Source organism: Pseudolysobacter antarcticus, from assembly GCF_004168365.1.
Classification (GTDB): Bacteria; Pseudomonadota; Gammaproteobacteria; order Xanthomonadales; family Rhodanobacteraceae; genus Pseudolysobacter; species Pseudolysobacter antarcticus.
In genome coordinates this window covers 172,344-197,961 of sequence record NZ_CP035704.1, presented here as the reverse complement: position 1 = coordinate 197,961, position 25,618 = coordinate 172,344, and the positions used below count along the sequence as shown (strand labels likewise).

The 25,618-nt window shown below is 60.6% G+C and carries 21 protein-coding genes, 1 tRNA gene and 1 pseudogene; 20 read left to right on the top strand and 3 right to left on the bottom strand.

Annotation, left to right across the window (positions count from 1 at the left end; translation table 11 throughout):
* Window positions 1–21 precede the first annotated feature (21 nt).
* Complete coding sequence (locus ELE36_RS00905) at window positions 22–807, bottom strand: hypothetical protein (RefSeq protein WP_129831309.1); 786 nt, start codon at window positions 805–807, stop codon at window positions 22–24.
* 156 nt (window positions 808–963) lie between these two features.
* Between ELE36_RS00905 and ELE36_RS00900 the strand changes: the two genes are divergently transcribed.
* The gene (locus ELE36_RS00900; RefSeq protein ID WP_165371416.1) at window positions 964–1,806 is read left to right on the top strand and encodes an alpha/beta fold hydrolase; all 843 of its coding nucleotides are present in this window, start codon (window positions 964–966) and stop codon (window positions 1,804–1,806) included.
* A gap of 34 nt (window positions 1,807–1,840) precedes the next feature.
* On the opposite strand, the gene ELE36_RS00895 is transcribed toward ELE36_RS00900, so the two are convergent.
* Window positions 1,841–2,728 (bottom strand): LpxL/LpxP family acyltransferase, encoded by an 888-nt coding sequence (locus ELE36_RS00895; protein WP_129831307.1) that lies wholly within the window; start codon window positions 2,726–2,728, stop codon window positions 1,841–1,843.
* Between the two features lie 146 nt (window positions 2,729–2,874).
* On the opposite strand from ELE36_RS00895, the gene dtd reads away from it, so the two are divergent.
* From dtd to ELE36_RS00865, 6 genes are all read left to right on the top strand, one after another.
* On the top strand, window positions 2,875–3,315 hold the full coding sequence (gene dtd, locus ELE36_RS00890; RefSeq protein ID WP_129831306.1) for a D-aminoacyl-tRNA deacylase: 441 nt from the start codon (window positions 2,875–2,877) through the stop codon (window positions 3,313–3,315).
* 161 nt (window positions 3,316–3,476) lie between these two features.
* Window positions 3,477–5,336 (top strand): RNA polymerase sigma factor RpoD, encoded by a 1,860-nt coding sequence (gene rpoD / locus ELE36_RS00885; protein WP_129831305.1) that lies wholly within the window; start codon window positions 3,477–3,479, stop codon window positions 5,334–5,336.
* Window positions 5,337–5,474: 138 nt separating this feature from the next.
* Window positions 5,475–5,551, top strand: a tRNA-Ile gene (locus ELE36_RS00880).
* A 192-nt stretch (window positions 5,552–5,743) separates the two neighbouring features.
* A complete protein-coding gene (locus tag ELE36_RS00875) occupies window positions 5,744–6,262 on the top strand; it encodes an O-acetyl-ADP-ribose deacetylase (RefSeq protein WP_129831304.1) in 519 nt (172 codons plus the stop codon).
* A gap of 91 nt (window positions 6,263–6,353) precedes the next feature.
* Complete coding sequence (locus ELE36_RS00870; protein WP_129831303.1) at window positions 6,354–6,986, top strand: dihydrofolate reductase family protein; 633 nt, start codon at window positions 6,354–6,356, stop codon at window positions 6,984–6,986.
* 705 nt (window positions 6,987–7,691) lie between these two features.
* Entirely contained in the window at window positions 7,692–10,121 is a 2,430-nt protein-coding gene (locus ELE36_RS00865) for a choice-of-anchor Q domain-containing protein (RefSeq protein ID WP_129831302.1), read from the top strand.
* 254 nt (window positions 10,122–10,375) lie between these two features.
* On the opposite strand, the gene ELE36_RS00860 is transcribed toward ELE36_RS00865, so the two are convergent.
* The gene (locus tag ELE36_RS00860; RefSeq protein ID WP_129831301.1) at window positions 10,376–10,558 is read right to left on the bottom strand and encodes a hypothetical protein; all 183 of its coding nucleotides are present in this window, start codon (window positions 10,556–10,558) and stop codon (window positions 10,376–10,378) included.
* Window positions 10,559–10,837: 279 nt separating this feature from the next.
* Here ELE36_RS00860 and ELE36_RS00855 point away from each other — a divergent pair, with 279 nt between their 5' ends.
* From ELE36_RS00855 to ELE36_RS00805, 13 genes and pseudogenes are all read left to right on the top strand, one after another.
* Complete coding sequence (locus ELE36_RS00855) at window positions 10,838–12,124, top strand: hypothetical protein (RefSeq protein WP_129831300.1); 1,287 nt, start codon at window positions 10,838–10,840, stop codon at window positions 12,122–12,124.
* Window positions 12,125–12,251: 127 nt separating this feature from the next.
* Window positions 12,252–12,527, top strand: a complete 276-nt coding sequence (locus ELE36_RS00850) for a hypothetical protein (RefSeq protein WP_129831299.1) — start codon at window positions 12,252–12,254, stop codon at window positions 12,525–12,527.
* Window positions 12,524–13,546 carry a helix-turn-helix transcriptional regulator gene (locus ELE36_RS00845; protein ID WP_129831298.1) on the top strand — a complete coding sequence of 341 codons (1,023 nt, stop codon included), beginning with the start codon at window positions 12,524–12,526 and terminating at the stop codon, window positions 13,544–13,546. Before ELE36_RS00850 ends, ELE36_RS00845 begins: the two co-directional genes overlap by 4 nt.
* Before the next feature lie 299 nt (window positions 13,547–13,845).
* Window positions 13,846–16,197 (top strand): NHL repeat-containing protein, encoded by a 2,352-nt coding sequence (locus tag ELE36_RS00840; RefSeq protein ID WP_207215834.1) that lies wholly within the window; start codon window positions 13,846–13,848, stop codon window positions 16,195–16,197.
* Window positions 16,198–16,616: 419 nt separating this feature from the next.
* Window positions 16,617–16,763 (top strand): hypothetical protein, encoded by a 147-nt coding sequence (locus ELE36_RS20225; protein ID WP_165371415.1) that lies wholly within the window; start codon window positions 16,617–16,619, stop codon window positions 16,761–16,763.
* Window positions 16,764–16,838: 75 nt separating this feature from the next.
* Complete coding sequence (locus tag ELE36_RS00835; protein ID WP_165371414.1) at window positions 16,839–17,966, top strand: Kelch repeat-containing protein; 1,128 nt, start codon at window positions 16,839–16,841, stop codon at window positions 17,964–17,966.
* 416 nt (window positions 17,967–18,382) lie between these two features.
* Window positions 18,383–18,640: a helix-turn-helix domain-containing protein gene (locus ELE36_RS00830; protein ID WP_129831295.1), complete on the top strand. Its 258-nt coding sequence runs from the start codon at window positions 18,383–18,385 to the stop codon at window positions 18,638–18,640.
* A 306-nt stretch (window positions 18,641–18,946) separates the two neighbouring features.
* Window positions 18,947–19,156, top strand: a pseudogene (locus ELE36_RS21100) (hypothetical protein); the annotation flags it as partial.
* Window positions 19,157–19,188: 32 nt separating this feature from the next.
* The gene (locus ELE36_RS20450; protein WP_207215833.1) at window positions 19,189–19,581 is read left to right on the top strand and encodes a Kelch repeat-containing protein; all 393 of its coding nucleotides are present in this window, start codon (window positions 19,189–19,191) and stop codon (window positions 19,579–19,581) included.
* Window positions 19,582–19,700: 119 nt separating this feature from the next.
* Window positions 19,701–20,096, top strand: a complete 396-nt coding sequence (locus ELE36_RS00820; RefSeq protein ID WP_165371413.1) for a Kelch repeat-containing protein — start codon at window positions 19,701–19,703, stop codon at window positions 20,094–20,096.
* Between the two features lie 859 nt (window positions 20,097–20,955).
* A complete protein-coding gene (locus ELE36_RS00815; protein WP_129831292.1) occupies window positions 20,956–21,744 on the top strand; it encodes a hypothetical protein in 789 nt (262 codons plus the stop codon).
* 281 nt (window positions 21,745–22,025) lie between these two features.
* A complete protein-coding gene (locus ELE36_RS00810; protein ID WP_129831291.1) occupies window positions 22,026–24,107 on the top strand; it encodes an alkaline phosphatase D family protein in 2,082 nt (693 codons plus the stop codon).
* 476 nt (window positions 24,108–24,583) lie between these two features.
* Window positions 24,584–25,507: an SDH family Clp fold serine proteinase gene (locus ELE36_RS00805; protein WP_129831290.1), complete on the top strand. Its 924-nt coding sequence runs from the start codon at window positions 24,584–24,586 to the stop codon at window positions 25,505–25,507.
* Window positions 25,508–25,618 lie beyond the last annotated feature (111 nt).

Sequence of the window (25,618 nt, the reverse complement as noted above, 5' to 3'; positions counted from 1 at the left end):
GCGGACGGTCGTTGTGTCCGCTTACTGCGCGCCGCAAGTCTTGACCAACGGTGCCGACTCAGCCTTCGCCAGTTCGCTCGCATCGACCGTCGCATGGCGATCACTGAGCGGAAACTCGACGCGCCCGGTGAGATTTTTTCCGTCCGCCCCGCGAATGTTCAACAGCCCTTCGAAGCGCAGCAACTGGCGCGTGGCGATGTCGTAGCTGACATCGATATGCGGCAGCGCGAAGCTGTACCAACTATCCATGGCGAGGCGGATCAGCATTTCGCCGTGACCGACCGAAGGCTCCGAAATGCGCTTCACCTTGAACTCGTAAAAGCGCATGCGGCTCGGCACCAGAAACGGAATGCTGACCGAATCGCCATGCTGCAATTCTTGCCAGTGACGCTGCACGAACGTGTCAAATCCGGCATCGATCACGCTGTCTTTTTCGCGTGGCAGCGGCTGCATATTTTCCGGTTGATCGCTACTGCGACGCATGAACACCTCGCGCCCCTTGCCGCCTTGGCGCACGCCTTCGCGATAGCCCAGACGCGCATCGTCGAGCTCGAAATCCGGCGTCTGCGCATCGCCACCGGCACGCACGTGCTTGCGCGCGAACACGCTGCCATCGGGACATTGATAGACCACGACGCGCTGATCCCTCGCGCTTGCATTCAAATAATGCACTTCGCGAAACAGCAAGCGGTGATCGTCCAGCGCATAGGCATTGCCGGCGTAGCTGTGCGGCGCGGCCGACGTTTCGGCCTGCGCCAGAACATTTTGTGTCGCGCATAAGATAGCGGCGACAAACACGATACGCATACGCTCACTCCAAGGATTCGCTCGCAACTCTACAGGTTGACCCGATGAATTCTACGTCTACGTCGGCCTCGCAGATGCAGCGCGCGCCACGTCGTTTAGCGCGCAGTAATGCGGCGCAGGCAATATACTTCGCCACATCTTGTTTGGCTCGAATACATGCCTCTTATCGCCATCAACGGCATCCAGCTGCATTACGAAACCTGTGGTGCCGGCGCGCCGCTGCTGTTGATCCACGGCCTCGGATCGAGCGGTGACGACTGGGCATTTCAGCAACCGGATTTCGCCGCGCATTTTCATTTGATCCTGCCCGATCTGCGTGGCTCTGGACGCAGCGACAAACCGCGTGGCGCGTATTCGATCCAGCAATTCGCCGATGATTTGTGGACCTTGCTCGACAAACTGCATATCGCCGAAATCACCATCGTCGGATTTTCGCTCGGCGGTGCAGTGGCATTGCAGATGGCGGCAGATCAATCGCGCCGCGTGCATGCGCTCGTGCTGGTGAACAGTCTGCCGAGCTATCGCATCGATCACTGGAAAAAATGGCTGGAGGCAAAGCTGCAGATCGGTCTCGTGCGCACGCTCGGCGTGCGGCGCACGGCGGCACTCGTGGCGAAGCGCATGTTTCCACATGAACACCAGATTCCAATGCGCGAGCGCGTGGTCAGCGTGGTCGGCGCCAATTCGCGCCGTGCGTATCTGGCGACGATCAAGGCGTTGATTGGCTGGAGCGCGGCGCAGCATTTGCCCCGCATCGCTTGCCCCGCGCTGATCGTCGCGGCGGAACACGATTACACGCCGCTCGCGGAAAAACACGATTACGCGGCACGCCTGCCGAACGGTCGCATCAGCGTATTCGCGGGTTCGCGCCACGGCACACCGTTCGATGCACGCGAGGAATTCAATATCCGTGTGCTGGCGTTTTTGCGGGAATGCCATGCGCTGGAAGGCGCGCCAGTTGCGGTGATGCAAGGCGTGTCAGCAGCGAGCAATGGCTAGGCAGCGCGATCTCGAAGGCCTTCGAGGCGCAGCATCAATACAAGCGTTGCGGATCGTCCGGCGGGCGCGCGGAAAAACGTTTGTAGTGCCACTGATATTGCTCGGGCGCGATACGCACGCACGCTTCCACACCTTGATTCAGTGCCGCGGCGGCGGTATTCAAATCCTCGTCGGCAATCGCCGTCGGCGCCGGCACAAAATGCAGCCGATAACCCGCACCTCGCGGCAATCGTTCGGCAAAACTGAACAGCACCGTGGCGCCGGTGCGTTGTGCCAGACGCGACACCAATACCATCGTCAATGCGCGCACACCGAAGAACGGCGCGAACTCGCCGTCGCCCTGTTTCGGTTCCTGATCCGGCAAGATTCCGACCACGCCGCCCGCACTCAGGCGCTTGTACAAGGTGCGCACGCCCGCGCCTTCCGCGCGCACTTGTTCGGCTTGCAGCGAGCCGCGCGCCTTGAGCAATAACGGCTCTAGGTCGGCCTGCCGCGGCGGTCGATAGGCCACAGCAATCGGCGCGCGACTGCACAGGTAAAAGTTCAGCAACTCCCAGCAGCCGAGATGGGGTGCGGCGATAATCAAACCGCGTTTTGCAGCGAGCGCGGCATCGTAAAATTCCACGCCGCGCACCTCGCGGATCAACCCGAGCGCGGCGTGTGCATCGCCCGACCAGACCTTGGTGACTTCGAGAAACGACTTGCCGGTTTCGGCCAGCGTGCGTTGCAACAGCGCGGCATGTTGCGCCTGGTCGAGCTCGGGAAAAGCCAGTTCGAGATTGCGGCCGGCAATGCGCCGCTCCTTGCCGTGCGCGACCCAGAAAATCCAGCCGAGGCCGGCACCGAGACGATGCAGCATACGCAACGGCAAACGCCCGCAACTGCGAATCAGGAAGTACAGCAAGGCGATATGCCAGCGCATGGCGATCACACGAAAAAAGGTCAACTATTGTAACGGCTGTGAAGCATTGTCCGTCTTTGGCGTCGTTTTACGTTTGTAAGAAGGACGCTGAACTATTCTCGCTGCTGGCGCCGCAGCAATCGAAGACCCACGCGGAAACCGAAACGATGATTGCACTGATCCAGCGCGTGAGCGAAGCGCATGTCGACGTCGCGGGCGAAACCATCGGCGCGATCGGCCGCGGTGTGCTCGCGCTGGTGGCGGTGCAACCGGGCGATGGCGAGGCGCAAGTCGAGCGCACCCTGCAACGCCTGCTCGGTTATCGCATTTTCGGCGATGACAGCGGCCGCATGAATCGCTCGCTCGCCGATATCAACGGCGGCCTGCTGCTGGTTTCGCAATTCACCTTGGCGGCGGATACACGCAGCGGCATGCGTGCGGGTTTTACTGCCGCGGCAACACCTGACGAAGGCGCGCGCTGGTTCGCGCGCCTAGTCGAACTCGCGCGCAGCCGACATGCCGACGTGGCGTGCGGAAGGTTCGGCGCGGACATGCAGGTGCAACTGATAAACGATGGCCCGGTCACGTTCTGGCTTGAAGCGCGATGAAACCGTCTGCATATAACGTGCATCCCACAAGCATCGAACGTGCGCCGCAGCCAACAGGGCCGCTTTTCGCAGATGCCAGTAAATTCAGTCAGTTAAGTCACCCTTGACACCCCGCCTATACTGCAAGGTTCTAGTTAGCAGCATATTACTTACGGAATCCCATGGCGATCGAGACAACACCCGCGCAGCAACAATCCGAAATCAAATCGCTGATCATCAAAGGCAAGGAACAGGGTTACCTGACCTACGCCGAAGTCAACGATCACCTGCCCGACGACATCGTCGATCCGGAGCAGCTCGAAGACATCATCGGCATGATCAACGAGATGGGTATCGAGGTGCATGAAGTAGCACCAGATACCGAAACCTTGCTGCCCGAAACGCCGGTCGCCACCGATGACGAAACCGCGACCGAAGAAGCCGTCGCCGTGTTGTCGGCGGTGGATTCCGAAGTCGGCCGCACCACCGATCCGGTGCGCATGTACATGCGCGAAATGGGTACGGTCGAGCTGCTTACACGCGAAGGCGAAATCGCGATTGCCAAGCGCATCGAGGAAGGCCTGAATCAGGTGCAATCCTCGCTAGCGAGTTTCCCGTGGTCGATCCATTTGCTGCTCGAAGAATTCGACCAGCACAAGGAAGGCAAAAAACGTTTGTCCGAAGTGCTGACCGGTTTCCTCGATATCGAGCCGCCACCGCCGCCGGAAGTGATCGAAGCGCTGCTCGAAGACGACAGCAGCGAAGCCGTGGCGAAGGATGACGAGGAAGAATCCGCCGACGGCGAAGAAGCCGCGCCCGGCGATACCGGCCCGGATCCGATCGAAGTGGCCAACCGCATGGAAGAACTGCGCGGCTTCTACACCAAGTTCCAGAAGGCCACGTCCAAGGCCGGCCTCGACGACAAGAAAGCGCAGAAGATCCGCGACCAGATGGCCGAGGCTTTCCTTAAACTCAAGCTGCCGTCGATCATGATCGACAGCTTTGTGCGCAAGTTGCGCGACGTGGTGCAGAACATCCGCTCGCACGAGCGCATCATGATGGACGTCTGCATCAAGCAGGCAAAAATGCCGCGCAAGGATTTCCTCAAGGCGTTTCCGTCGAACGAAACCAACCTCACCTTTGCCGATGAACTGATCCGCAAGAAGCAGAAATGGTCGTCCGGCATTCGCACGCATCGCGAAGAAATCATCAAGGAACAAGAACAGCTCATCGCGCTCGAGCAGACGCTGTTTTTGTCGCTCACCGATATCAAGGAAATCAATCGCGCAATGTCGATCGGCGAAGCGAAAGCACGCCGCGCGAAGAAGGAAATGGTCGAAGCCAACCTGCGCCTGGTGATCTCGATTGCGAAAAAGTATACAAATCGCGGCTTGCAGTTCCTTGACCTGATCCAGGAAGGCAACATCGGCCTCATGAAGGCCGTCGACAAATTTGAATATCGTCGCGGTTACAAATTCTCGACCTATGCAACGTGGTGGATTCGTCAGGCGATCACGCGCTCGATCGCGGATCAGGCGCGCACCATTCGTATTCCCGTGCACATGATCGAGACCATCAACAAGCTCAATCGCATCAGCCGCCAGATGCTGCAGGAAATGGGTCGCGAACCCACGCCCGAAGAACTCGCGGTGAAGATGGAAATGCCCGAGGACAAGATCCGCAAGGTGCTCAAGATCGCGAAAGAACCGATCTCGATGGAAACCCCGATCGGCGACGACGAAGATTCGCATCTCGGCGATTTCATCGAAGACACGAGTATCGAATCGCCGGTCGAAGCCGCCACCGGCACCGGCCTGCAGGAAACCGTGCGCGACGTGCTCGGTGGCCTCACGCCGCGCGAAGCGAAAGTGCTGCGCATGCGTTTCGGCATCGACATGAACACCGATCACACGCTGGAAGAAGTCGGCAAGCAGTTCGATGTCACGCGCGAACGCATCCGCCAGATCGAAGCCAAGGCGCTGCGCAAACTGCGTCACCCGAGCCGTTCGGAACAGCTACGCAGTTTCCTCGATCTCGAATAAACTAGGGTTTGCGGAGCGATGATTGAAGGATCATCGCTCCGCACGATCCAGCCGATTCATCGCTACACGATCCATCCGGCGCAACGCCGGGTGTGATGCAACAACCTGCGCCAGCATCGCGACCATCGCACGCCCCGCGGGCCTATAGCTCAATTGGTTAGAGCAGCGGACTCATAATCCGTTGGTTCGAGGTTCAAGTCCTCGTGGGCCCACCATCACAATCAAAGAGTTGTTTCGATTTGTGCGTGAAAGCATAGTTTGGCCGTTTTGGCCCATGTCTCTAGCATCGGTGATCATAAAGCCTTGTAACTTTACTATTCGGTCAAGCGGATCGCTGCGACTCCATGCGGTAAACTTCAACTTTCGCGGCAGCGCCCGCATAGCTCAAAAGTTAGGCCGCTTAAGAAATGCCTGCAACTTTTAGTGTCATCCAAGCTGACATCACGAAGTTGTCAGTCACCGCCATAGTCAACGCAGCGAACTCCTCGCTTTTGGGCGGCGGCGGCGTTGATGGGGCAATTCACCGAGCCGCCGGCCCAGAGTTGGTGCACGAGTGCCGCCTCCTGGGAGGGTGCAAGACCGGCGAAGCAAAGCTAACCAAAGGCTATCGGCTTCTCGCTAAGTACATCATTCATACAGTAGGTCCGGTCTGGCGGGGTGGCACGAACGATGAGCCCGAGCTTCTAGCTTCTTGCTACCGTCGTGCAGTAGAACTTGCAGCAAAAAATCAAGCTACATCCATTGCCTTTCCGAGCATCAGCACCGGCATATACGGCTATCCAATTGAGCTGGCTGCCATGGTCGCAGTAAGTACTGTTCGCGCGGCTCTTAGTGTGTGCCCATCGATTCAAGAAGTTGTCTTCTGCTGCTTCTCCACTAGCGATCTCGCGGTCTATAAGGCTGCGGTCAATGAACCAGCGGCCTAACCCTTCAATCAACCAGGCATGTCCGGCAAGCCGGTTCATGCCGATTATCTCAAAATTTTAGGCCGACATCCGAACATGCGAGAGGAGAATCATGAGCAAAGTATTCGTCAACATTGGGCTTAGCCTTGATGGCTACATGGCGCCGGAAGGAATGACCATGCAGAATCCTGCGTACAAGAATTGGGGCGCCAAGTGGGGTGCGATGATGGCCTGGATATTCAACCAACAGCACTTTCGCGAGAACCTCCTCAAGCTCGGACCCGGGGGAGATACCGGCCCGGTCAATGACCTCGTTCGCAGCACAAGCGAGCGCATCGGTGCCAACATCATGGGCAAGCGAATGTTCGACCAAGGCGAGAGCGCCTGGCCAGAGGAGGCTCCGTTTCACACACCGGTATATGTGCTGACCAATATGAAACGCGAACCCTGGTCGCGCCCCGGTGGCACCACCTTTCATTTCATCAATGACGGGCTGGAGCACGCCCTGGAGCTGGCTCGGGAATCCGCAGGCAGTCGTGATATTCGTATCGCGGGTGGAGCGGATGTGATCCAGCAGTACCTGAACCTGGGTGTCATCGACGAGTTGGAAATCGCCTTGGCACCGGTGTTGTTCGGCAGCGGGCGGCGTCTCTTCGAGAACCTGCGCGAGCCCGGGCCACAGTTTCGCATTGACAGGGTTCTTGATAGTCCAACCGCCACACACTTGCGCTATGTGCGTCAATGATGACGGCCTAAAAACGGGTTGGAGCGGACGGTTCGCGGCGGGGCACGCCGCTGAACCGGAACGGTAAGCATTGTAAGTGATTGAATTGCAATTACCCACGTAGGATGAAATGTACGCGCTCGTCCGGCATGAGCCGATGCTTTGCGCGCCCGCACTTCGCGACGCTACTACGCCCACGAGGCTCGAAACAGCAAGTTGTTGTCGGCAATTCTTGGCGATACTGGAGTCGCGACTGCTCCCAAGAGGCGATTACCTGAGGGTACGCTTAGGCGTGGCCAAACTATGCTTTCCGATCGTGGCCAAACTATCCTTTCACCCACACGATTAGTTAGCCACCGCCTCATAAAAAGTCCAATTTGTCTGATTATGGTGATAACGGGCTGGACTGAATATGGTGGTAACAATTCAAGCGCCGAGTTTGAGGAGGCATTGGCCACTAGGACATAAAGGATCCGAATCCTGCGCTATGTTCCTGGCCGAAAAAGAATGCCTGAGTTTCCCCAGGTTACCGCGACTTCGGCTAAACGGGCCGGGCAGAATCTCGCTGAGAATTCTTCGCCAAGACTGGACGGAACTTAGGTGGGAGAGGACAATCATTCCCGAAAAATACCACGTGCCATTCCCGTTGCTCGCAGAGCGGTACTTCGGGGCAGGTGAGGTCGCGAAAGTCATTTAAACCGCAACTAATCGTTCTTGGGGCAGCCAATGCATGTGTCGAAGGTGGTTCGCGCGCGTCGCTTCCGTCTGTCTTATCTGACTTCGCTCTCCGTCGTGGCGTTGCTTGCGGCACAGGTGTGGGGCGGCGGCATAGCGTGGGCGGTCACACCGGTGACCGCGGGATGCACGGGGACGACGGGCGACATGGCGGGGCTTGCGGCGGCGGTTGCAGCAGTAACCACTGGCCAAACAGCTGAGATCGATCTCGTCGGGGGCTGTACCTACACTTTCAACGGCACCACCCCAGGGCCGCTGACGCTGGCGCAGGGCATCACCCTGACGATCGAGGGGAACGGCGCGACGATCACTGGTGCCGCTAGCGGCGCGATCATCTCGGGAGCGTTTGGCGGAACGACGCCGAGCACGCTCACGGTGGACAACGTCACCTTTTCGGGGAACTCAGCGTACTCAGGCGGCGCCATCTACGACCAGACCTACGGCAGCACGCTCCACGTCACCAACAGCAGGTTCTCGAACAACTCGGCAGTCAGCGGCAACTCCGGTGGCGGTGCCATCTATGCCAATGGCGGCACGGTAACCATCGACAACAGCACCTTTGCCTCAAACCACGCGGACAATGTCTACGAGGACGGCGGCGCGATCTTCAACAGCGCTGCCACCATCACGATCACGAACAGCACGTTTTCTGGGAACACCGCGAACGGATCGAATCAGTACACGTATGGCGGAGCCATCTACAACACCGGGTGGTTGAACGTTACCAACACCACGTTCTCCGGAAATGTCGCGGGTCAGTGGGGAGGGGCGATCACCAATTATGGTGGCGAGCAGGTCATCAGAAATAGCACCTTCTCTGGCAACACTGCTGGCGTAGCTGGAGCAGCGGTCTACAACAGCTTCAACACGTTGACGTTGAGCGGCAACCTCTTCAACGCGAATAAGGTTAGCGGCACGGTCCACTCGTGTGTGTACTCGTCCACGATGCTAACTGACCAGGGCTACAACGTCGCCGACGATGGCACATGCTTCAGCGGGGAGACCGGGAACGTGTCCTCCACCGCGGCGGCGATCGGGCTCGGCAGCCTAGCCCCCAACGGCGGGCCGACGCAGACGATGGCCATCACGTCCGGCAGCTCGGCCTACCACGCGGTCGCTGCTGCGAAGTGCCCGTCAACGGACCAGCGCGGCCATCCCCGCCTGGCTGTGAGCGCGACGTTCTGCGACGCAGGTGCGTTCGAGGTCGATGGCGCGACCATACCGATCACAGTCACGGTCAACGGTTCGCAGACGTATGGCTCATCGAGCCCCACATTGACCGATACCGCCAGTGGCGGCTCGGTGACCGGCACGGTCAGTTGCACCGGACTGACGGTGACCGGGAACGGCATCACAACGCCGACCGCGGTCAGCTCAACACTCGCAGCTGCGACGGGCTATGCGCTCGCGGTCACCGGTTGCAGCGGTCTTTCCACTGACGCGGCTCACAGCATTTCGTATGTGGGTGGAGCGTTCACCGTGACGCCTGCGACCATCGCCGTGACCGTGACAGGGAGTCAGAACTACGGTGGCTCGCCGACGTTCAGCTACCCGGCCACGCCGGGCGTTACCGGGACGGCCACATGCACGACGGTGAACGGCGGCACCAGCATCGCCCCGACGCTCGCCGCGGGTGGTTCGTACACGATCGACGGCCCCAGTTGCAGCGGTCTCTCTACCGACACATCTCACACTATGTCGTATGTGGGTGGGGCGTTTTCAGTTGCCCGGTCGGATACCCTGTCAGGAACATCGGTAGCCTTCTCGGCAGTTGTCGGGAGCGCGTTCAGCGGTTCGATCGCAAATTTCACGGATACCTACACCGCGAGCACGTCGGCTGATTTCACTGCAAGCATCAATTGGGGTGACGGATCGAGCAGTACGGCCGGCATAATAGGTGGTAGCAGTGGAACGTTTGCTGTCAGCGGCGCTCACCCGTACACGGCGCCCGGTACTTTTTCCGTCAGCGTAACGTTGACACAGAATGCGCCGGGCACAGCCACCGCTACCGTGACTAGCACGGCAACCGTCAGCGGCATACCCAATCTGGGCCTGACGCTCAGCGCTGGCGCACCTTACGCAAGTTACGGCGAGACACTCGTGTACACAGCGATATTGAGCAATAGTGGCTCGGCAGCAGCAACGAATGTCGGAATCGATTTTGGATTATCTGCGGGGTTGGATGCCTTCAACGCGACATTGAGTTGTTCGGCAGCCGGCGGAGCCAGTTGTCCTGCCAGCAGTAGCGCATCGATGACCGTCCCGAGCTTGCCCATAGGTGGCACGCTTACATGGACGCTAGATGTGACGGTGCTGACGACGACACCTGATCCCACGGTGACCGCTCAGGTCAGTCTCAACGGTACGATGCAAGCCACCCATACCGCCATACTGGTGATCTTTCGCAACGGATTTGATTGAAGTCGTGACACAAAACCACTGAAAGTCGTCGCTCGTAACGGCAGCTCTGGACCAGATTGCATCAGATGCCAAGCATACCTGTCGATATTGTCCCTGATTATTTGCTCAAGCGGATCGACGTAGACGGGGTAAGTTGACGCAGCAGGTCGACAATGACTACAAGGGAACAAAATCATGAGCCGCTTCGCACTGCGGTCACGCCGGGCTGCAACCGCCAATTAGTGTTCGACCGAACGGGTGCGCACCGGAGAATATTACTCGGGCGGGATATCGATGTAGTAGCCCGTCAATGCCGCTTCGAAAGCGACCAGTCGATCCACCCTTTGTGCCATATCCTGCAGCGACAACGCTTCCATTGCGTTCACGGTGGTGCCCACCGCGGCGACGACTTGGCCAAGCATTCGCGCGTAGTCGCACGCGAGGGCGTTGAGCGCCAAGTCGTATTGAAGGCGGTGGTGTGCAAGGTGTCGGGCGAACCGCCGCGACGGCGTTCGCTGCCCGCCAGTATGCGCAGCTGCTGATACAGCCTGTCGACCCGTCCATCCACGCCGGTGTCATGGTCGTTCGATGCCCCACGGCCGGCCTTTCGCGCAGCCCGATGCGCGATTGACAGCATCGCGAGCATGCATGATGCTGCGCTGTCCGGACCCAGGCAGGGGCCGCGGATCACGCCACGCGGCCGGACGTCCGGCAGACACTCACTTGGGGAAAGATGCATGAAGTTTCTGCTGCCGTTTTTGTTGGTGCTGATAGCGCCGCTCGCGGGCGCCACGGAGCGCGGAGCGCCGCAACGCGTGCTGACACCGGGCCCACCGCTGGTCGCTCAACTCGTCAATGGGAAATCCCTGCAGAGCGTGCGCGATGTGCAGGTGCCGGTGTTCGATTCGTACACCGGCACCCAAAACTTTCGCGAAATCATCTCAAATTCAAACATGACCTACGTTGGCATGCCGATCGATCTGGGCAGCGCCGGTGGCGCCAATCCGATCATCTCGAGCATCAGCGTGTATTGCGCGTTCTTGCCGAACAACCCGACCAATTACGCTGGCATTCGCGCACGAGTGCAGCTGTTGGACAACTGGTCGAGCGCCGCCACAGGGAATACGCCGGTGTTCTCCAGCGCGGTGGGTTACCTCATCGAGGCCCAGACTGGCCCGCTTACTTTCCAGCCCAATACGTTTATGCCGTTCAACTTGCCGCTCGACCCGCCGATTCCGCTGAGTGGCCTCACGTCCCACGGCATTGTGGTGAATTTCCAGAGCGACCGGGGCACGGGCTTGGGCTTTCGGGACGACGACGCCCTCACCGCGATTGTGCGCGATGGCGGCACTGCGCTGGCTGTTGGCTCGAACCCCCTGGACCATAAGTACGGCTACTTCCACGACAGCAGCCGCACCAATTTCAACTTTCTCAGCACCGAACTCTTCGGCTTCGGCCCAGCGACGCAGAATCAGGCGGTGGTCTTCCAGCTCTTCTCGGTCGCCTCCTTGGTCCAGGCCTCCTTGGTCCAGGATGGCAGCTTCGAAGCGGGCGTTGTGCCCGACTACTGGACCCAGACCTCCACCGGCTACGGCACGCCCGTGTGCGGCGGCGCCGCCTGCCCCGGCGCTCGCACCGGCGCGTACTGGGTCTGGTTCGGCGGCGCCAACGGAAACGCGGAAGCAGGATCGGTGGAACAGACCGGCAATATCGCATCGGGCCCGAAAACTTTGAACTTCTATGTGTGGTGGGAGTCGAGCATCTCCTCGCCTCCCGATCCCGCCGCGACCTTCAAGGTGAAGATGGACGGCACCACGATCTTCAGCCTCACGCCGGCAACGGCGGGGCCCTACAGCACCGCCTACACGCTGGCCACCGTGGACATATCGGCGTACGCGAACGACGCCGCCCACACCTTGCGCTTCGAGGCGAGCAACGCGGCGTCCGCCGGCGACACCAGCGTTTACCTCGACGACATCAGCATCGTGCGCCCCGATAAGATCTTTGCCAACAGCTTCGACTGATCTCAAAAAGGCGGATGTGTAAATCGCTCGATGTTTTTGAGTGCTTGGGACACGAAACAGTGATCGATAATCTCACCACGGCTGATGACGATCGCAAACGGGTCTGCTGCTGGTGCAGTAGCAAACCTTGACCAGCGAACCGGCCAGAGCCATGCAGGCAACTTACGACTTCATCGGCCAACCTGCCTTCAAGCACGACTTTGATCGCGTCGAATACAACGTGACCGAATTCGACCGCTGCGCCGGGACGCCCGGTCTGCACACCGTGCGTGGCAAGGTGCATGCCGAAACGCGCGAGACTCTGCTGCCGCCGGATCTGTTTCAGCCTTCGCCAACGCTGCGTCCTGGTGCGATCCGCAGCGCATGCCCGAGAACCTGCGCATCGTTTGAGGTTAGCGCGTGAACACTTCGGCAACCCAAACACTGCTGTCGGGGCATGAGTCGGTGGATGCGCCGCAGCTGCCGGTCACTTGGGTGCACCATTCAACACGAGAAGTGCCCGCGGGCGATCGTTTCGAATTCTGTCGCGCCCTTGCCACGGGGTCCCGCCTTGAATCTCCGCTGGGCGCACGCGATGATTATTTCGGCGACTTCAGGTATGCGCTGACGCCTGCAGGGGTCGATTTTGTCGAGATGAAAGCGGATCCTTGCGCATCCCGTTTCGGCGCCGACGCAGACGACACCGCGATCGTGATCGGCGTGGTCAATGCCGGTTACATGCACATCCGCCACGGTAAGGATCAGGCGCATGAGTTGCACGCAGGCTCGGGGCCCGTGTTATTCGATCCGGGACGACAAATGACGGCGCGTACCTCGCGAATCGACACGTCCTATCTGCGCATTTCGCGCGTTGCCATCGTCCAAGCGGTCGGTGGCGACGCGGTGCCGCGCGGCATGGCGGTACGGTCGCTGCCGCCCACTCTGCTTAGCGCGCAACTGCAAGCGTGTGTGCGCGGACTGCGGCAAGGCGGGTGCGATGGCGTGGCGGCTGCGGCAGCGCTGCGAGCGGCGCGCGCGTTGGCGCTGGTGGCATTGGCGAGTACCCGCAGCGCAGGGCACCATTGGTCGGACGCGTTGGACGATGCCTTGTTCGATGCGGCCCTGCACCAGTTGGGCCAACAGGTAGCCAACCCGCGGGTGACCGTCGACGCAGTGGCCGCGACGCTGGCTTGTTCGCGCGCCCAGCTCTACCGGGTGTTCGCGGCGCGCGGCGAGGGTGTCGAGGAACGCCTGCGCTGGTTGCGCATGCAACACGCGGCGAAGTTGTTGACTGCGTGGCCGCGCCTGGCCTTTGACACGATCGCGGAACGCTGCGGTTATGGCGACCCCGTGGCGTTCCACAAGGCCTTCCGGCGACACGTCGGCATGACCCCGCGCGATTGGCGTGCCGCACATTCCGCAGCAAGCGGCGGGATCATCTGACGCCGCAGTCGTCGGTCGCGACGATTGTCGGCAGACGATTGTCGGCAATTGAGACGTTCGGACTACCACTCGCCTGACCGGCGCGCCGATAATTTGGCTGCTCCGGTATCCGGTGATCAGCGCGCTGCTCATGATCACCCTTGGTCGCTCACTGCACGACCGACCGAATTCGGCCACGAGAGGACGCTCGGACGTGTATTCCCGCCCGGGTTTCGGAAAGTGTGCGTTGCTGAATCCGGCGAAAAAATAGCGTGGTGAAGATGAAAAATTTGGGAATCTGCCACAACAGGGGCCAGCTGATGCGAATTGCCGAAACGATTTTTGCGCGCTGTGGCGGGTCCGCCTTTCAGCGAGCGCTCGCGTTATTGACGCTGGCGTTGGGCTTGGGCGTGACGCCACTGCCCGGCGTGGCCGCCACCATCGTGGTGAAGTCTTCCGGCGATACGGGCAGCGCAGCCACCTGTACTCTGCGTCAGGCCGTTGTTTCCATGAATGCCGGCTCCGTAGCGGGCACCGGCTGCGTGAACAGTGGGGCGTCAGCCTTTCATACCGTCGATACCATCAATTTTGATGTCACCACGTTTCCCATCGGCGGGGCCAATACGATCACGCTCGCCGATGTGAGCACCGGTACCATCTCAATCGACGCTAACAAAAACCTCACCATCGACGCCAACGCCAATGGCAACGTGACGATCCAGCGTCCTTCCGGCGCGACCAATAATTTCGCCATCATCTCCCAGGGCCAGCCGGGCGGCGGTGAGCTGACGTTGAGCCATCTCACCCTGAGCAATGCCGCCTATAGCGGAGTCGCCAATACTTTTGCAAACGGGTCTCTGACGCTAACCAATTGCACGGTCACCGGCACTGTGGGAAGCGGTATTACGGTCTCGGGTAACCTCACGCTGATTAACAGCACAGTCAGCGGCAACTACGGCGGGAGCGTTGGCGGTGGCATTTATGGGAACACCGGCGGATCAGGTTCCGTCACAGTGATCAACAGCACAATCAGCGGCAATGTGGCAAGCCAAGGCGCCGGCATCTATACGAGTATGCCCCTCACACTGACCAACAGCACGGTCACCGGGAATCATGCCCATCCCGGGGGTGGCGGTGGCATCTATGCGATTGGTGTTGGCGCTATCGTTACGCTGACCAACACCACGATCAGCGCGAACCAAGGGGACGGCTTCTTGGGGGCGAACGTGCAGCCTCTACTGATCAATTCGATCATTGCCGGCAACACAACCCAAGATTTGAACCTTTATTCCAGCCCGGCACCCGGTTCATCGGGTAACTTCATCGGGGGCGATCCGCAACTCGGTGCGTTGGCCAACAACGGCGGCCCCACGTGGACCATGCTGCCAGCGAGGGGCAGCCCAGTAGTCGATGCCATCGCCTGTACGAATGCGCCGGCCACGGATCAGCGTGGCATCGCCCGCCCGCAGGGCGCGCAATGCGATATCGGGGCAGTGGAAGCGACACTGGCGGAGAAGTTGTTACCACCAACGATCAAGAAAATCTTTGGCGCGGCAACGATTCCAGATTTAAGCACCACGTCGCTGACTTTCACTATCGCCAATCCGAACGCGATGGACTCCCTCACGGGCGTTGCCTTCACCGATAGTCTGCCTGCAGGGATGGTGGTGGCCACGCCGAATGGATTGACGAAAACCTGCGGCGGCACCGCCACGGCTGCCGCGGGAGCCTCTTCGGCGAGTCTGTCCGGCGCAACTTTGGCAGCCGGCACCTCCTGCACAATGGTGTTGGTCGTGCAGGGCACGACGCCCGGCGTGAAGAACAACAGCGTACAGGTGAACTCCACCAATGGCGGCCTCGGCAACACGTCGAACGCGACGCTGGCGGTGCGCGACGACACGATCTACAGCAACGGGTTCGAGGTTGCAGTGATCCTTACCCTCGGCAGCGGGTTCAACCAGCCCAACGGCGTCGCCGTGGATGCCAACGGCAACGTGTTCGTCGCCGATACCAACAACAGCGCGGTGAAGGAGATTCTGGTGCCCGGCTATACGACGGTCATCACGCTCGGCAGCGGGTTCAGCTATCCCGCCGGCGTCGCCGTCTATCCCAGCGGCAACGTGTTCATCACCGACAACAACAGCGTCAAGGAGATCCTGGCGCCCGGCTATACGACGGCCATCACGCTCGGCAGCGGGTTCAGCTATCCCATCGGCATCGCCGTCGATGCGAGCGGCAACGTGTTCGTCGCCGATACCGACAATAACGCGGTGAAGGAGATGCTGGCGCCCGGCTATACGACGATCAACACGCTCGGCAGCGGGTTCAACTCTCCCTACGGCGTCGCCATCGATGCCAGCGGCAACGTGTTCGTCGCCGATACCAACAACAACGCGGTGAGGGAGATTCTGGCAGCCGGCGGCTATACGACGGTCATCACGCTCGGCAGCGGGTTCAACTCTCCCTACGGCGTCGCCGTCGATGCCAGCGGCAACGTGTTCGTCGCCGATACCTACAACAACGCGGTGAAGGAGATGCTGGCGCCCGGCTATACGACGGTCATCACGCTCGGCAGCGAGTTCAACCAGCCCTACGGCGTCGCTGTCGATGCGCTCGGCAACGTGTTCGTCGCCGATACCGGCAACAATGCGGTGAAGGAGATCGTTCGGTAGTCGGTTCGGCTACCGCTGCGGCGTCGCGGTCGATGCCAGCGATGTTGTGTTCGCCGCCGTGCTGTCGACTACACAATGGAGGAAAACCTGGTGCTGCCCTTCGGGATGGGCAATCCGGTCAGCGTCTTGGATCGTTTACGTTTGATGCTTCGATTAGCTTCCCCAAACCTGCCGCCCAGGACCTGCTCGTTTGGACACAAAGCGGCTGTCAGCGAAGGCCTTTTCATCGCTGATCAACACTCCAGCGAGGTGATAACGTTCTGCCGGAAGTCTGGTCATGTACTTCCAGCGCACGCAGTTGCACAGTGTTATTCGTGCACGAAGCGAAAAACTGTCCGAACAAACCGGGCCCGCTCTCGCGGCACACTGCCACACAAGCCAAACATCACCCACGAACACTCCCGCACGAGGATTTGCTTATGCAATGCAGTGCATTATTGAACCGTACTTTCCGCCATCGTTTCGCGGCCGTTACCCTGCTGCTGTCGGGATTCGCGCTGGTGTCCACAGCAAACGCCGGCAACATCGCAGTAACGAGCGCCGGCGCACCGACCGAGTCGGCCTGAGCGCGACCATGGGTTACATCCCACTGGATTTTCATACTTACAATGCGACCGTCAAACATGGCAGGGGAATGTGTTTTGAATCTGTTTACACGCGTATCGTCGAAAACTCTTTTTGGTTGGGTGCTGGTCGCGATGGCCATGACCGTTGCCGCGCCGTCAGGCGCAGCTTCCAGCCCTTGGGGACCGGCGCATGCGCTCCCGACCCAGCGGGTCGGTTCCACCGCGACCCTGCTGCTCTCGGGCCAGGTGCTGGTGGTTGGAGGAGGCGACGGCGGCGGCCTGCTCCCGGAAGCCACGCGGTACGATCCAACCAGCAATACGTGGAGCTCGGCGGGCTCGCTCGCGGATCGGCGAGGCTCCCACACCGCCACACTGCTGCCCTCGGGCAAGGTGATCGTGGTGGGGGGCTTGGGCATCAATGACACCAATCTCAACAGTGTCGAGCGGTACGACCCGACCAGCAATACGTGGAGCTTTGTAGCGTCACTCGCGACCAGACGCATAGCCCACACGGCTACCCTGCTGCCCTCCGGCAAGGTGCTGGTGGTGGGGGGATCGAACAACATCCCCGCTGCTCTTGCCAGTGCCGAACTCTACGATCCGGCGAGCAATACGTGGACCCCGGCGGGTTCGATGTTGTACGCGCGCTACGATCACGCCGCCACCCTGCTAGCTTCCGGCAAGGTTCTGGTGGCGGGTGGATACGGCAACAATAAACGTATTTCCAGGGTCGAACTGTACGATCCGGCCAGCAACACGTGGACCCTCTCGGCGGGTCAGCTCGCTACCGCGAGGAGCGGAAACACCGCCACGACGCTGCCCTCGGGCCAGGTGCTGGTAGTGGGGGGATTCGGCCCCAGCGGCTATCTCGCCAGTGCCGAGCGCTACGATCCGGCCAGTGATACGTGGACCTCGGCGGGTTCGCTTGCGGCTACACGGTACTTCCCCACCGCCACCCTGTTGCCCTCGGGCCAGGTGCTGGTGGTGGGGGGAGCAGCTCCAGCGGCACCGAGCTTTACGATCCAACCACAAATTCGTGGGCACCGGCAGGTTCGCTCGCGTACGCGCGGTCCGAGCACGTTGCCAGCCTGTTGCCCTCGGGTCTGGTGCTGGTGGCGGGGGGATCTGGCAGCAGTGGTATCACTGCCACCGCCGAGCGGTATGACGATCTCTTCCACGACGATTTCGAGGCAACACCCTTAGCCGAACAGCGCGCTGCGCAGTAGCACATCACGCGAACGCGAGGGGCAACGAAGCGCAGTGGAAGTCGGGGTGCCGGGTTTGCGCTGCGACTTCAGCGCAAACGGATTGCGCGGAGCGGCAAGTCAGGTCACGGCCGTGACACGGTTCTTCGATTTGTGCAGGTCATCGCGAGTGAATCGCGCCGGGTTCTGAGGAGGCTCCATCTCTTCAGCGAAAGCGGTCGAGGTTCAATCAAATGTCGAGAACCGCAACCGCTTCAGGGTTGAAGAATCCTGATTCAATGAGCTTCCGCTTTTGGCCGGAAGCAGACGTAGTGCCGGATCAGCACTAGGGACGGTCTGATCAACCCACGTTCGTAGCTGCGGTACTTTCGCGGGACGTCCATTCGCTGTCGTGCGTCGCATGTGCACGACTGGATGGAAATTGTCGCCCCGTTTGGCGGCGTTTTGCCGCCGCGATGCGCGCATCACGCGCGCTTATCCTGTCATTTCCAGCGGATGCAACACGCGGCGAAGTTGCTGACGGCGTGGCCGCGCCTCGCCTTCGACACGATCGCCGAACGCTGCGGCTATGGCGACCCCGCGGGGTTCCACAAGGCCTTCCGGCGACACGTCGGCATGACGCCGCGCGATTGGCGTGCCGCACAGTCCGCAGCAAGCGGCGGGATAATCTGACGCCCCAGTCGTCGATCGCGACGATTGTCGGCAATTGAGACGTTCGGACTACCGCTCGCCTGACCGGCGCGCCGATAATGTGGCTGCTGTTTTAGTTTGCGCTGGGTTATGCGTGTACGAAGCGAAAAACTGGCCGAACAAACGGGGCCAGCTCTCGCGGCACACTGCCACACAAGCCAAACATCACCCACGAAACCTCCCGCACGAGGAATTGCTTATGCAAGGCAGCGCATCATTGAACCGTACTTTCCGCCATCGTTTCGCGTATAGCTGTGACTTTGCCGAACAGCAGCAGGGGAGCGAATTATGAATGCGTTGGCACGCTGGTCATTGAAAACCCTGTCCGGCTGGGCACTGCTCTGGATAGCGCTGACCTTCAGCGCGTCGGCAGGCGCGGTCACCAATGCCTGGGAAGCGACTGGTTTGCTCACGACCCCGCGGTACTTGCACACTGCCACCCTGCTGCCCTCTGGCAAGGTGCTGGTGGCGGGGGGATCCAACACCAGCCGTCTCGCCAGTGCCGAGTTGTACGATCCGGCCACCAACACGTGGGGATCGGTCTCTGCGCTCACGACCGCGCGGTACGCGCACACTGCCACACTACTGCCCTCGGGCAAGGTGCTGGTGGCGGGGGGCAGGACACCGGCGGTAATCCTCTCACCAGTGCCGAGTTGTACGATCCGGCCAGCAACTCGTGGACTGCCGCGGCATCGCTCACGACCGCGCGGGATTTTCACACTGCCACCCTACTGCCCTCGGGCAAGGTGCTGGTGGCGGGGGGATACGTTAACGTCAACAGCACTGTCGGCAGTGCCGAGCTGTACGATCCGGCGAGCAATAGCTGGACCAGCGCGGGTTCGCTCGCGACCGCGCGGTACTCGCACACTGCCACCCTGCTGCCCTCGGGCAAGGTGCTGGTGGCGGGGGGATCAACGGCCTAAGTCCCCTCGCCAGTGCCGAGCTGTATAATCCAGCCAGCAATACGTGGACTGCGGCGGCATCGCTCGCGACCGCTCGGTACCGCGACACCGCCACCCTGCTGCCCTCGGGCAAGGTGCTGGTGGCCGGGGGGCAGGACAGCAGCTTCAAACCTGCCGTCAGTGCCGAGCTGTACGCTCCGGGGACGAACACCTGGTCGGCCGTAGGCGCGTTGGCGACCGCGCGCGATGAACACACGGCGACGTTGCTGCCCTCGGGCCAGGTGCTGGTGGCGGGGGGAATCAGCAGCGGCAATAATGTCACCGCCAGTGCCGAGCTGTACGATCCGGCCACCAACACGTGGGGACCGGCCTCTGCGCTAGCGACCGCGCGGTACTACCACACCGCCACCCTGCTGCCCTCGGGCAAGGTGCTGGTGGCGGGGGGGCACGACAACAGCGGCGCTCTCTCCAGTGCCTCGCTGTTCGTCTATCCGGCAGACGACATCTTCCACAATGGGTTCGAGGCCCTGCCGTAACCGCGCGGCTCCCGTAGACCGGAGTCGTGATCCGGGCACAACACCGGAATCACTTCCCGTTGCCCGGCTCGTTCTTCGCCGAGCAACCCCGCTTTCGCGCCTCGAAAAATCCGTCGTGGCCGAAGTGAGGTTTTGCGCCGCTGGCAAGGCGTTATACGTTCAAGCCGGTGCGACTCATGGCGCAGTCTTGTATGAAGTCGGCGTTTGCCACCCGCAGAGTTTGCGTTGGTCGGCTGGGTGCGGCGGCCGTGTTCGCTATCGCCGATCACGCCAGTGCCGGCATGGGCCGGGATGCGGGCCCGAACGTTCCTACATCCGGGTCAAACGGTGGCGGCTTTGGCGGCACACTTGGCCTTGCGTACGGCGGAACAGGTACGCTGTGGTCGTTTAGCCCTGATCCTGGCTTCATACCCTCGGGTAGTGGTTCTGGTGGCGGCGGCGGCTTTCTAAGCGGCAGCGACGGCGGCGTGATTGGTTTCGCTCGGGACGGCACCACCCTTCCACGAAGTTGGGGAGCATTCGGCGGTGGGCTGGGTGGGCTCGGTGGCCAGGGCGGCGTATTGGGCGCCGGAGGGGTCGGCGGGGATGGTGGTGGTGGTAGTGGTAATACCTCTGTACCGGGTGGCAACGGCGGGAACTTCGGCAGTGGTGGCACCGCCGGAATATGGGGCGGCGGGGGCGGCGGCGTCGGCGGCGGCGGCGCTTACGACTTAGCCGGCGGAGCTTCTGGCGCCGGCGGTTTTGGCGGCGGTATTGGGCGGTGCTATAACGGCTTTACTCCCCTTCTCGGCGCCTTCGGCGGGGCGGCGGTTTTTATAATGTCGGCAGCGGTTTTGGTGCGGGAAAGGGCGGAGCGGGCATGGGCGGTGCCATTTTCAATCACACGGGTACCGTGGTGCTGCGCAATGTTACCGCCACGGGCAACACCGCCAGCGGTTATGGCGGTAGCGGCCTCGGCGCGGTGATTTTCAACCTCAACGGCGCAGTGACCGTCGAGTTCTCGACGTTGGCCGGAAACTTCCTGAGCGGCAACGCCGCTAACACCGGCGGCCCCGAAGACGCCACCGTATACTCGCTCGCTTACGGCAACAACCTGCTCGACGGCACCCTCAGCATGGCTTCGTTGACCGTACGCAACAGCATTATTCGCGGCACCCATCCCGACAGTGGCAGCGGCAACGACGTGCTGATCAACGCAAAGAACGGCGCCCACACCAACGCTGCCAGCGTGGTTTATGTGGGCAAGAATTTAGTGCAGTTTTCGGCCAATCTCGGCAACGCCACCCAGACTGGCAGCGCGCCGCTCACGACGGATCCACTGCTCGGGCCGCTGCATATGTACGGCGATTCGCCGCTGGCAATGCCGACCCTGGCCATCGGCGCCAACAGCCCGGCAACCGACGCCGCGACCGATTGCCTTGAAAGCGACGGTGTCACCACGCTGACCACCGACGCTCGCGGCGCACCCGACCTTTCGCGGGCAATTGCGACATCGGCGCCGTCGAGTATCAGGGCGACTATATCTTTGCCAACAGCTTCGAGCCGTCGCTGTGATGCAGGCACGCAACGGCGCGCCGCTTCAATGCGCTGCGCTGTTGATTTGCGCCGAATTGTGAGCCGCTATTTGCATCGAAGAATGCGCTGCTGAAGCCCGCAATGTCACAGGGCAAGGCGTGATTTTCGTGGCTCAGAATTCGACGCCACTTACTTCATGAATTGGCTCATTCGAATGTGAAAATCAACAGCGCGCAGCCCTGTGTCACGACGTGCGCCTGACAAATTGAATTTACGGAAGCTGGCATTCTCCCCCTCGCTATCGTCGCCGGCTTGCGGATATTGCCTCACGATACTTTTGGCACGCTCCGCAGCCCGCGATCGGGTCTAGTTTTCGGCACATTGATCATAGCGATCCGCTATCGGGAGAACGACATGCCAATCAGTGGCCGCCGACAGTTTCTGAAGCTCTCTATCGCGTTGGGCGCCTCGCTGGCTTGGGGCTGCGCCGCTGTCCGCCCGTCATCGAGCGGCTGGCGCGAGCGCCGCGACCTGTATCCGCAAGGCGTTGCGTCAGGCGATCCCGACAACAACAGCGTCCTGCTCTGGACGCGGCGCCCGTATGCGGATGGGCGCAAGAGCGCCACCCTGTTGGTGGAAGTAGCGGACGATCCAGCGTTCACGCGTGTGATCGCGAAGACGGCAGCGCGGGTGCAGGCCGAGTCCGACTGGACCTGCCGCGTGCTCGTCGGCCACCTTCAGGCGGCGCACGAATATTGGTATCGCTTTGTGGACGACGAGGGCAACGGCAGCCGGATCGGCCGCACGCTGACGGCGCCGAGCCCTGATGATCCGCGGCCGTCGCGCTTCGCCTTCGTCAGTTGTCAGAGCCTCCCGGAGGGCGCGATGAACGCCTATCGCAGAATGATCTTTGAAGACGAACGGGCGGCGCCGGACGAACGGCTCGGCTTCGTGCTGCATCTGGGTGACTTCGTCTACGAAGTGGTGCAGTACCCTGATCAGGTCAAGGACGGCCATCGCTACGACCGCCTGATCACATTCCCGATCAAGTTTCCGAAGGGCAAGATCGTCGCCAAGAATCGCTTCTGGGTGCCGGATTCGCTGGAGGACTATCGCGCCCTCTACCACGCCTACCTGCAGGACCCGGATTTGCAGGATGCACGCGCGCGCTGGCCCTTCGTGGCGATTTGGGACAACCACGAATTCTCCTGGCAGGGCTGGCAGTCTATCCAGGAATTCCCTGGCACCGAGGGCTGGGTTCCCGCGCAGACGCTCAAGGTCGCCGCGAACCAAGCTTGGTTCGAATACCAACCGGCACGCGTCCTGCCGCCGGGCGCAAAGCTCGACACGTTCAATGCGCCGCATGTGGTCGACACGCTGGTTAAGGATTTCGATGACGCCGGCCTGGGAACCGAGCCCAACAATCTCGCGGCGATCGATAGTCTGATCGGCTATCGCGCCTTGCGCTGGGGTCGGCACATTGACCTGATCGTCACCGACCAGCGCAGCTACCGCTCGCGCGATCCGGGCAACCACGACGAAATCAACCCGCTGTTCGAAGAAGACAAGCTGGGTTTTGTTCCCGAGGAATTGTGGGCGCAGCTCGACGCCGGCCGCGATTTCGCCAATGGCCATCCACCGGCGAAGCTAAGCTTCGGTGACAAGAGCGTGGCCAATTACCGCGCCGGCGAAGCCGCGCAGTCAATGTTGGGCGCGAAGCAGAAAGCCTGGTTTCTCGAACGTCTGCGTAGCGCGCAGGCCACTTGGAAGATCTGGGGCAATACGCTGGGAACACCCGACTGGCGCGTCGATCCGCAGAATCTTCCGGCCGCACTTGGCAAATGGAATGGCGCAGGCTATGGCCTCATGGCCACCAGCGACTGGGGCGGCATGTACCACGAGCGCGCCGAGATCTTCGATGCCGTGCGCGATGCGGGCATTACGGGCTTTGCGATCGTCGCCGGCGATCGCCACAGCTTCTGGGCGGGCTACGCAGCGAAAGCCTTGCCACCCGCCGCGTTCGAGCCCGTGGGCGTCACCTTCGTAGGCGGCTCGATCAGTTCCCCGGGCATGGCCGAAGCCAACGAGCACAACCTGAAAGCAGACAATCCGTTGCGCCCGCTGTACGTCGCCAATCCGGGTGGCGGACCACCGCAGTGCACCGCCAACTTGCTGCTGCACCACGGCGTGCGCTCAGCGCTGGAATTCGCCAGCAGCGGCGATTTGCAAAAGGCGCACGCGGTGAGCAATCCCGACTTGGCTCCGCACCTGACCTTCGTCGACGCGGGAGGGCACGGCTACGCCACGGTGCGTGTCGACGCCAGCACGATGGTGACCGAGTTCGTCTGCATTCCGCGGCCGATCGAGCGCGCCACAAGCGCGGACGGCGGCCCGCTGCGCTACCGCGTCCGCCACGAAGTGCCGCTGTGGCAAGCCGGCGAAAGGCCGCGGATGCGGCAAACGGTCGTGGAGGGCGATGCGGGCCTATCGGTATAAACACCGATAGCTGCGCAGAACGTGACTGTCGATTTCGTAGGTCTGCTATCGGCCAGAAGCGGACTTCCGGTTGATCCATCGCGCCGTCGGAAGCCACTCTTTCAAGGTAGCGAACACGGCTCGAATCCAGGTGGGACGCCACTCAAGTCCAATCCGCGACTTTCCCCGCTACTGCACGCACAGCGCCCAGGGCGCTGCCGGTGGCCAGACGCGCCGAGGTGCGCGAGAGGAAGCTGATCAGAGCACACGCCTACCGGGGGCTCCATAGGCAGAGTGCCAAGATATGGGTAACTCTTTCACCCATATCTTGGCCAACAGACCGAGCTATGGACAAGAATTGCTTACAAACTGCGGACAGAATGTGAGTTCGCGGCTAATCTTTTCACTATCGCGGTCGGAACGAGAACCAGCGTATTAACCTTGGTCAGCCATGCTGGCCCGTGCAATACTCTGACAATCGTGAGCATGGGTGGCGCATGACAGATTTCGAAGCTAAGTTAAGAGCTGCAGTCGAAGCCGTTGTAGCCGAACATGGCCAACGGGACTGTATCGTAATCAGCCACGGCATTTCGCGGAGCCTTCATACCCAACTGTCGACGGCACTTTCCGGCCCGCTTAAGAAAAGCAAATCATGCACGCTAGTGCTCACAACTTACGGCGGCGATCCGAATGCAGGTTATCGCATCGCCCGGTGCCTGAGACATCACTATGAATACGTAAGAGTAGTTATCCCAAGTTTCTGCAAGAGCGCGGGAACGCTTATCACGATTGCCGCGGATGAGCTTGCTATTGGCGATCTCGGTGAGCTTGGCCCTTTGGACATTCAAGTCCGTAAGCCCTCCGAATTGGAAGAAAATAGCTCCGGCCTAGATATAATGCAGGCACTACAAACCGTCACAAATCACACTCAAACCACTTTTCAGCGAATCTTGGTGGAGAGCAGAGGATTTGGACTATCTACTAAACTTTGTGCTGAATTTGCCAGTCAAGTCGCGTCCGGGATCGCCGCGCCGCTATTTGCGCAAATTGACCCAATGCGCTTAGGTGAAATGCAGCGCGCTACTCGCGTCGCCTATGAATATGGGCAGAGATTGAATAAATATCGGAATATTTTAAAAGAAGGTGCTCTTGAGCGCCTTATAAGTGATTATCCATCCCACAGTTTCGTAATTGATAGAAAAGAAGCTGTGGAACTTTTCAATAAAGTTTCACACCTGAGTTCTTCCGAGAAGGTTTTTTGCGATCTAATCTGGCACATCGTATCAAACCAGCTTGAAACCTGTGTGTTAATAGACATCGAAGAATCAGATACCAACTCCGGGGCAAATCATGAAGTCGTTAATGCAAATGCAGAAAGTGAAGTCGCAGAACCTGCCGACAAAGCGCTGGGAATTCCTTAACCCGCTGGCAGAAACCGCCGAGACAAAAAAAATCGAAGCCACTCAGATGAATAAAGCTTTTGAATTTGCACGCATAACCTCCTCTGTCAAGCGTACTGAGCGCCAAACTGA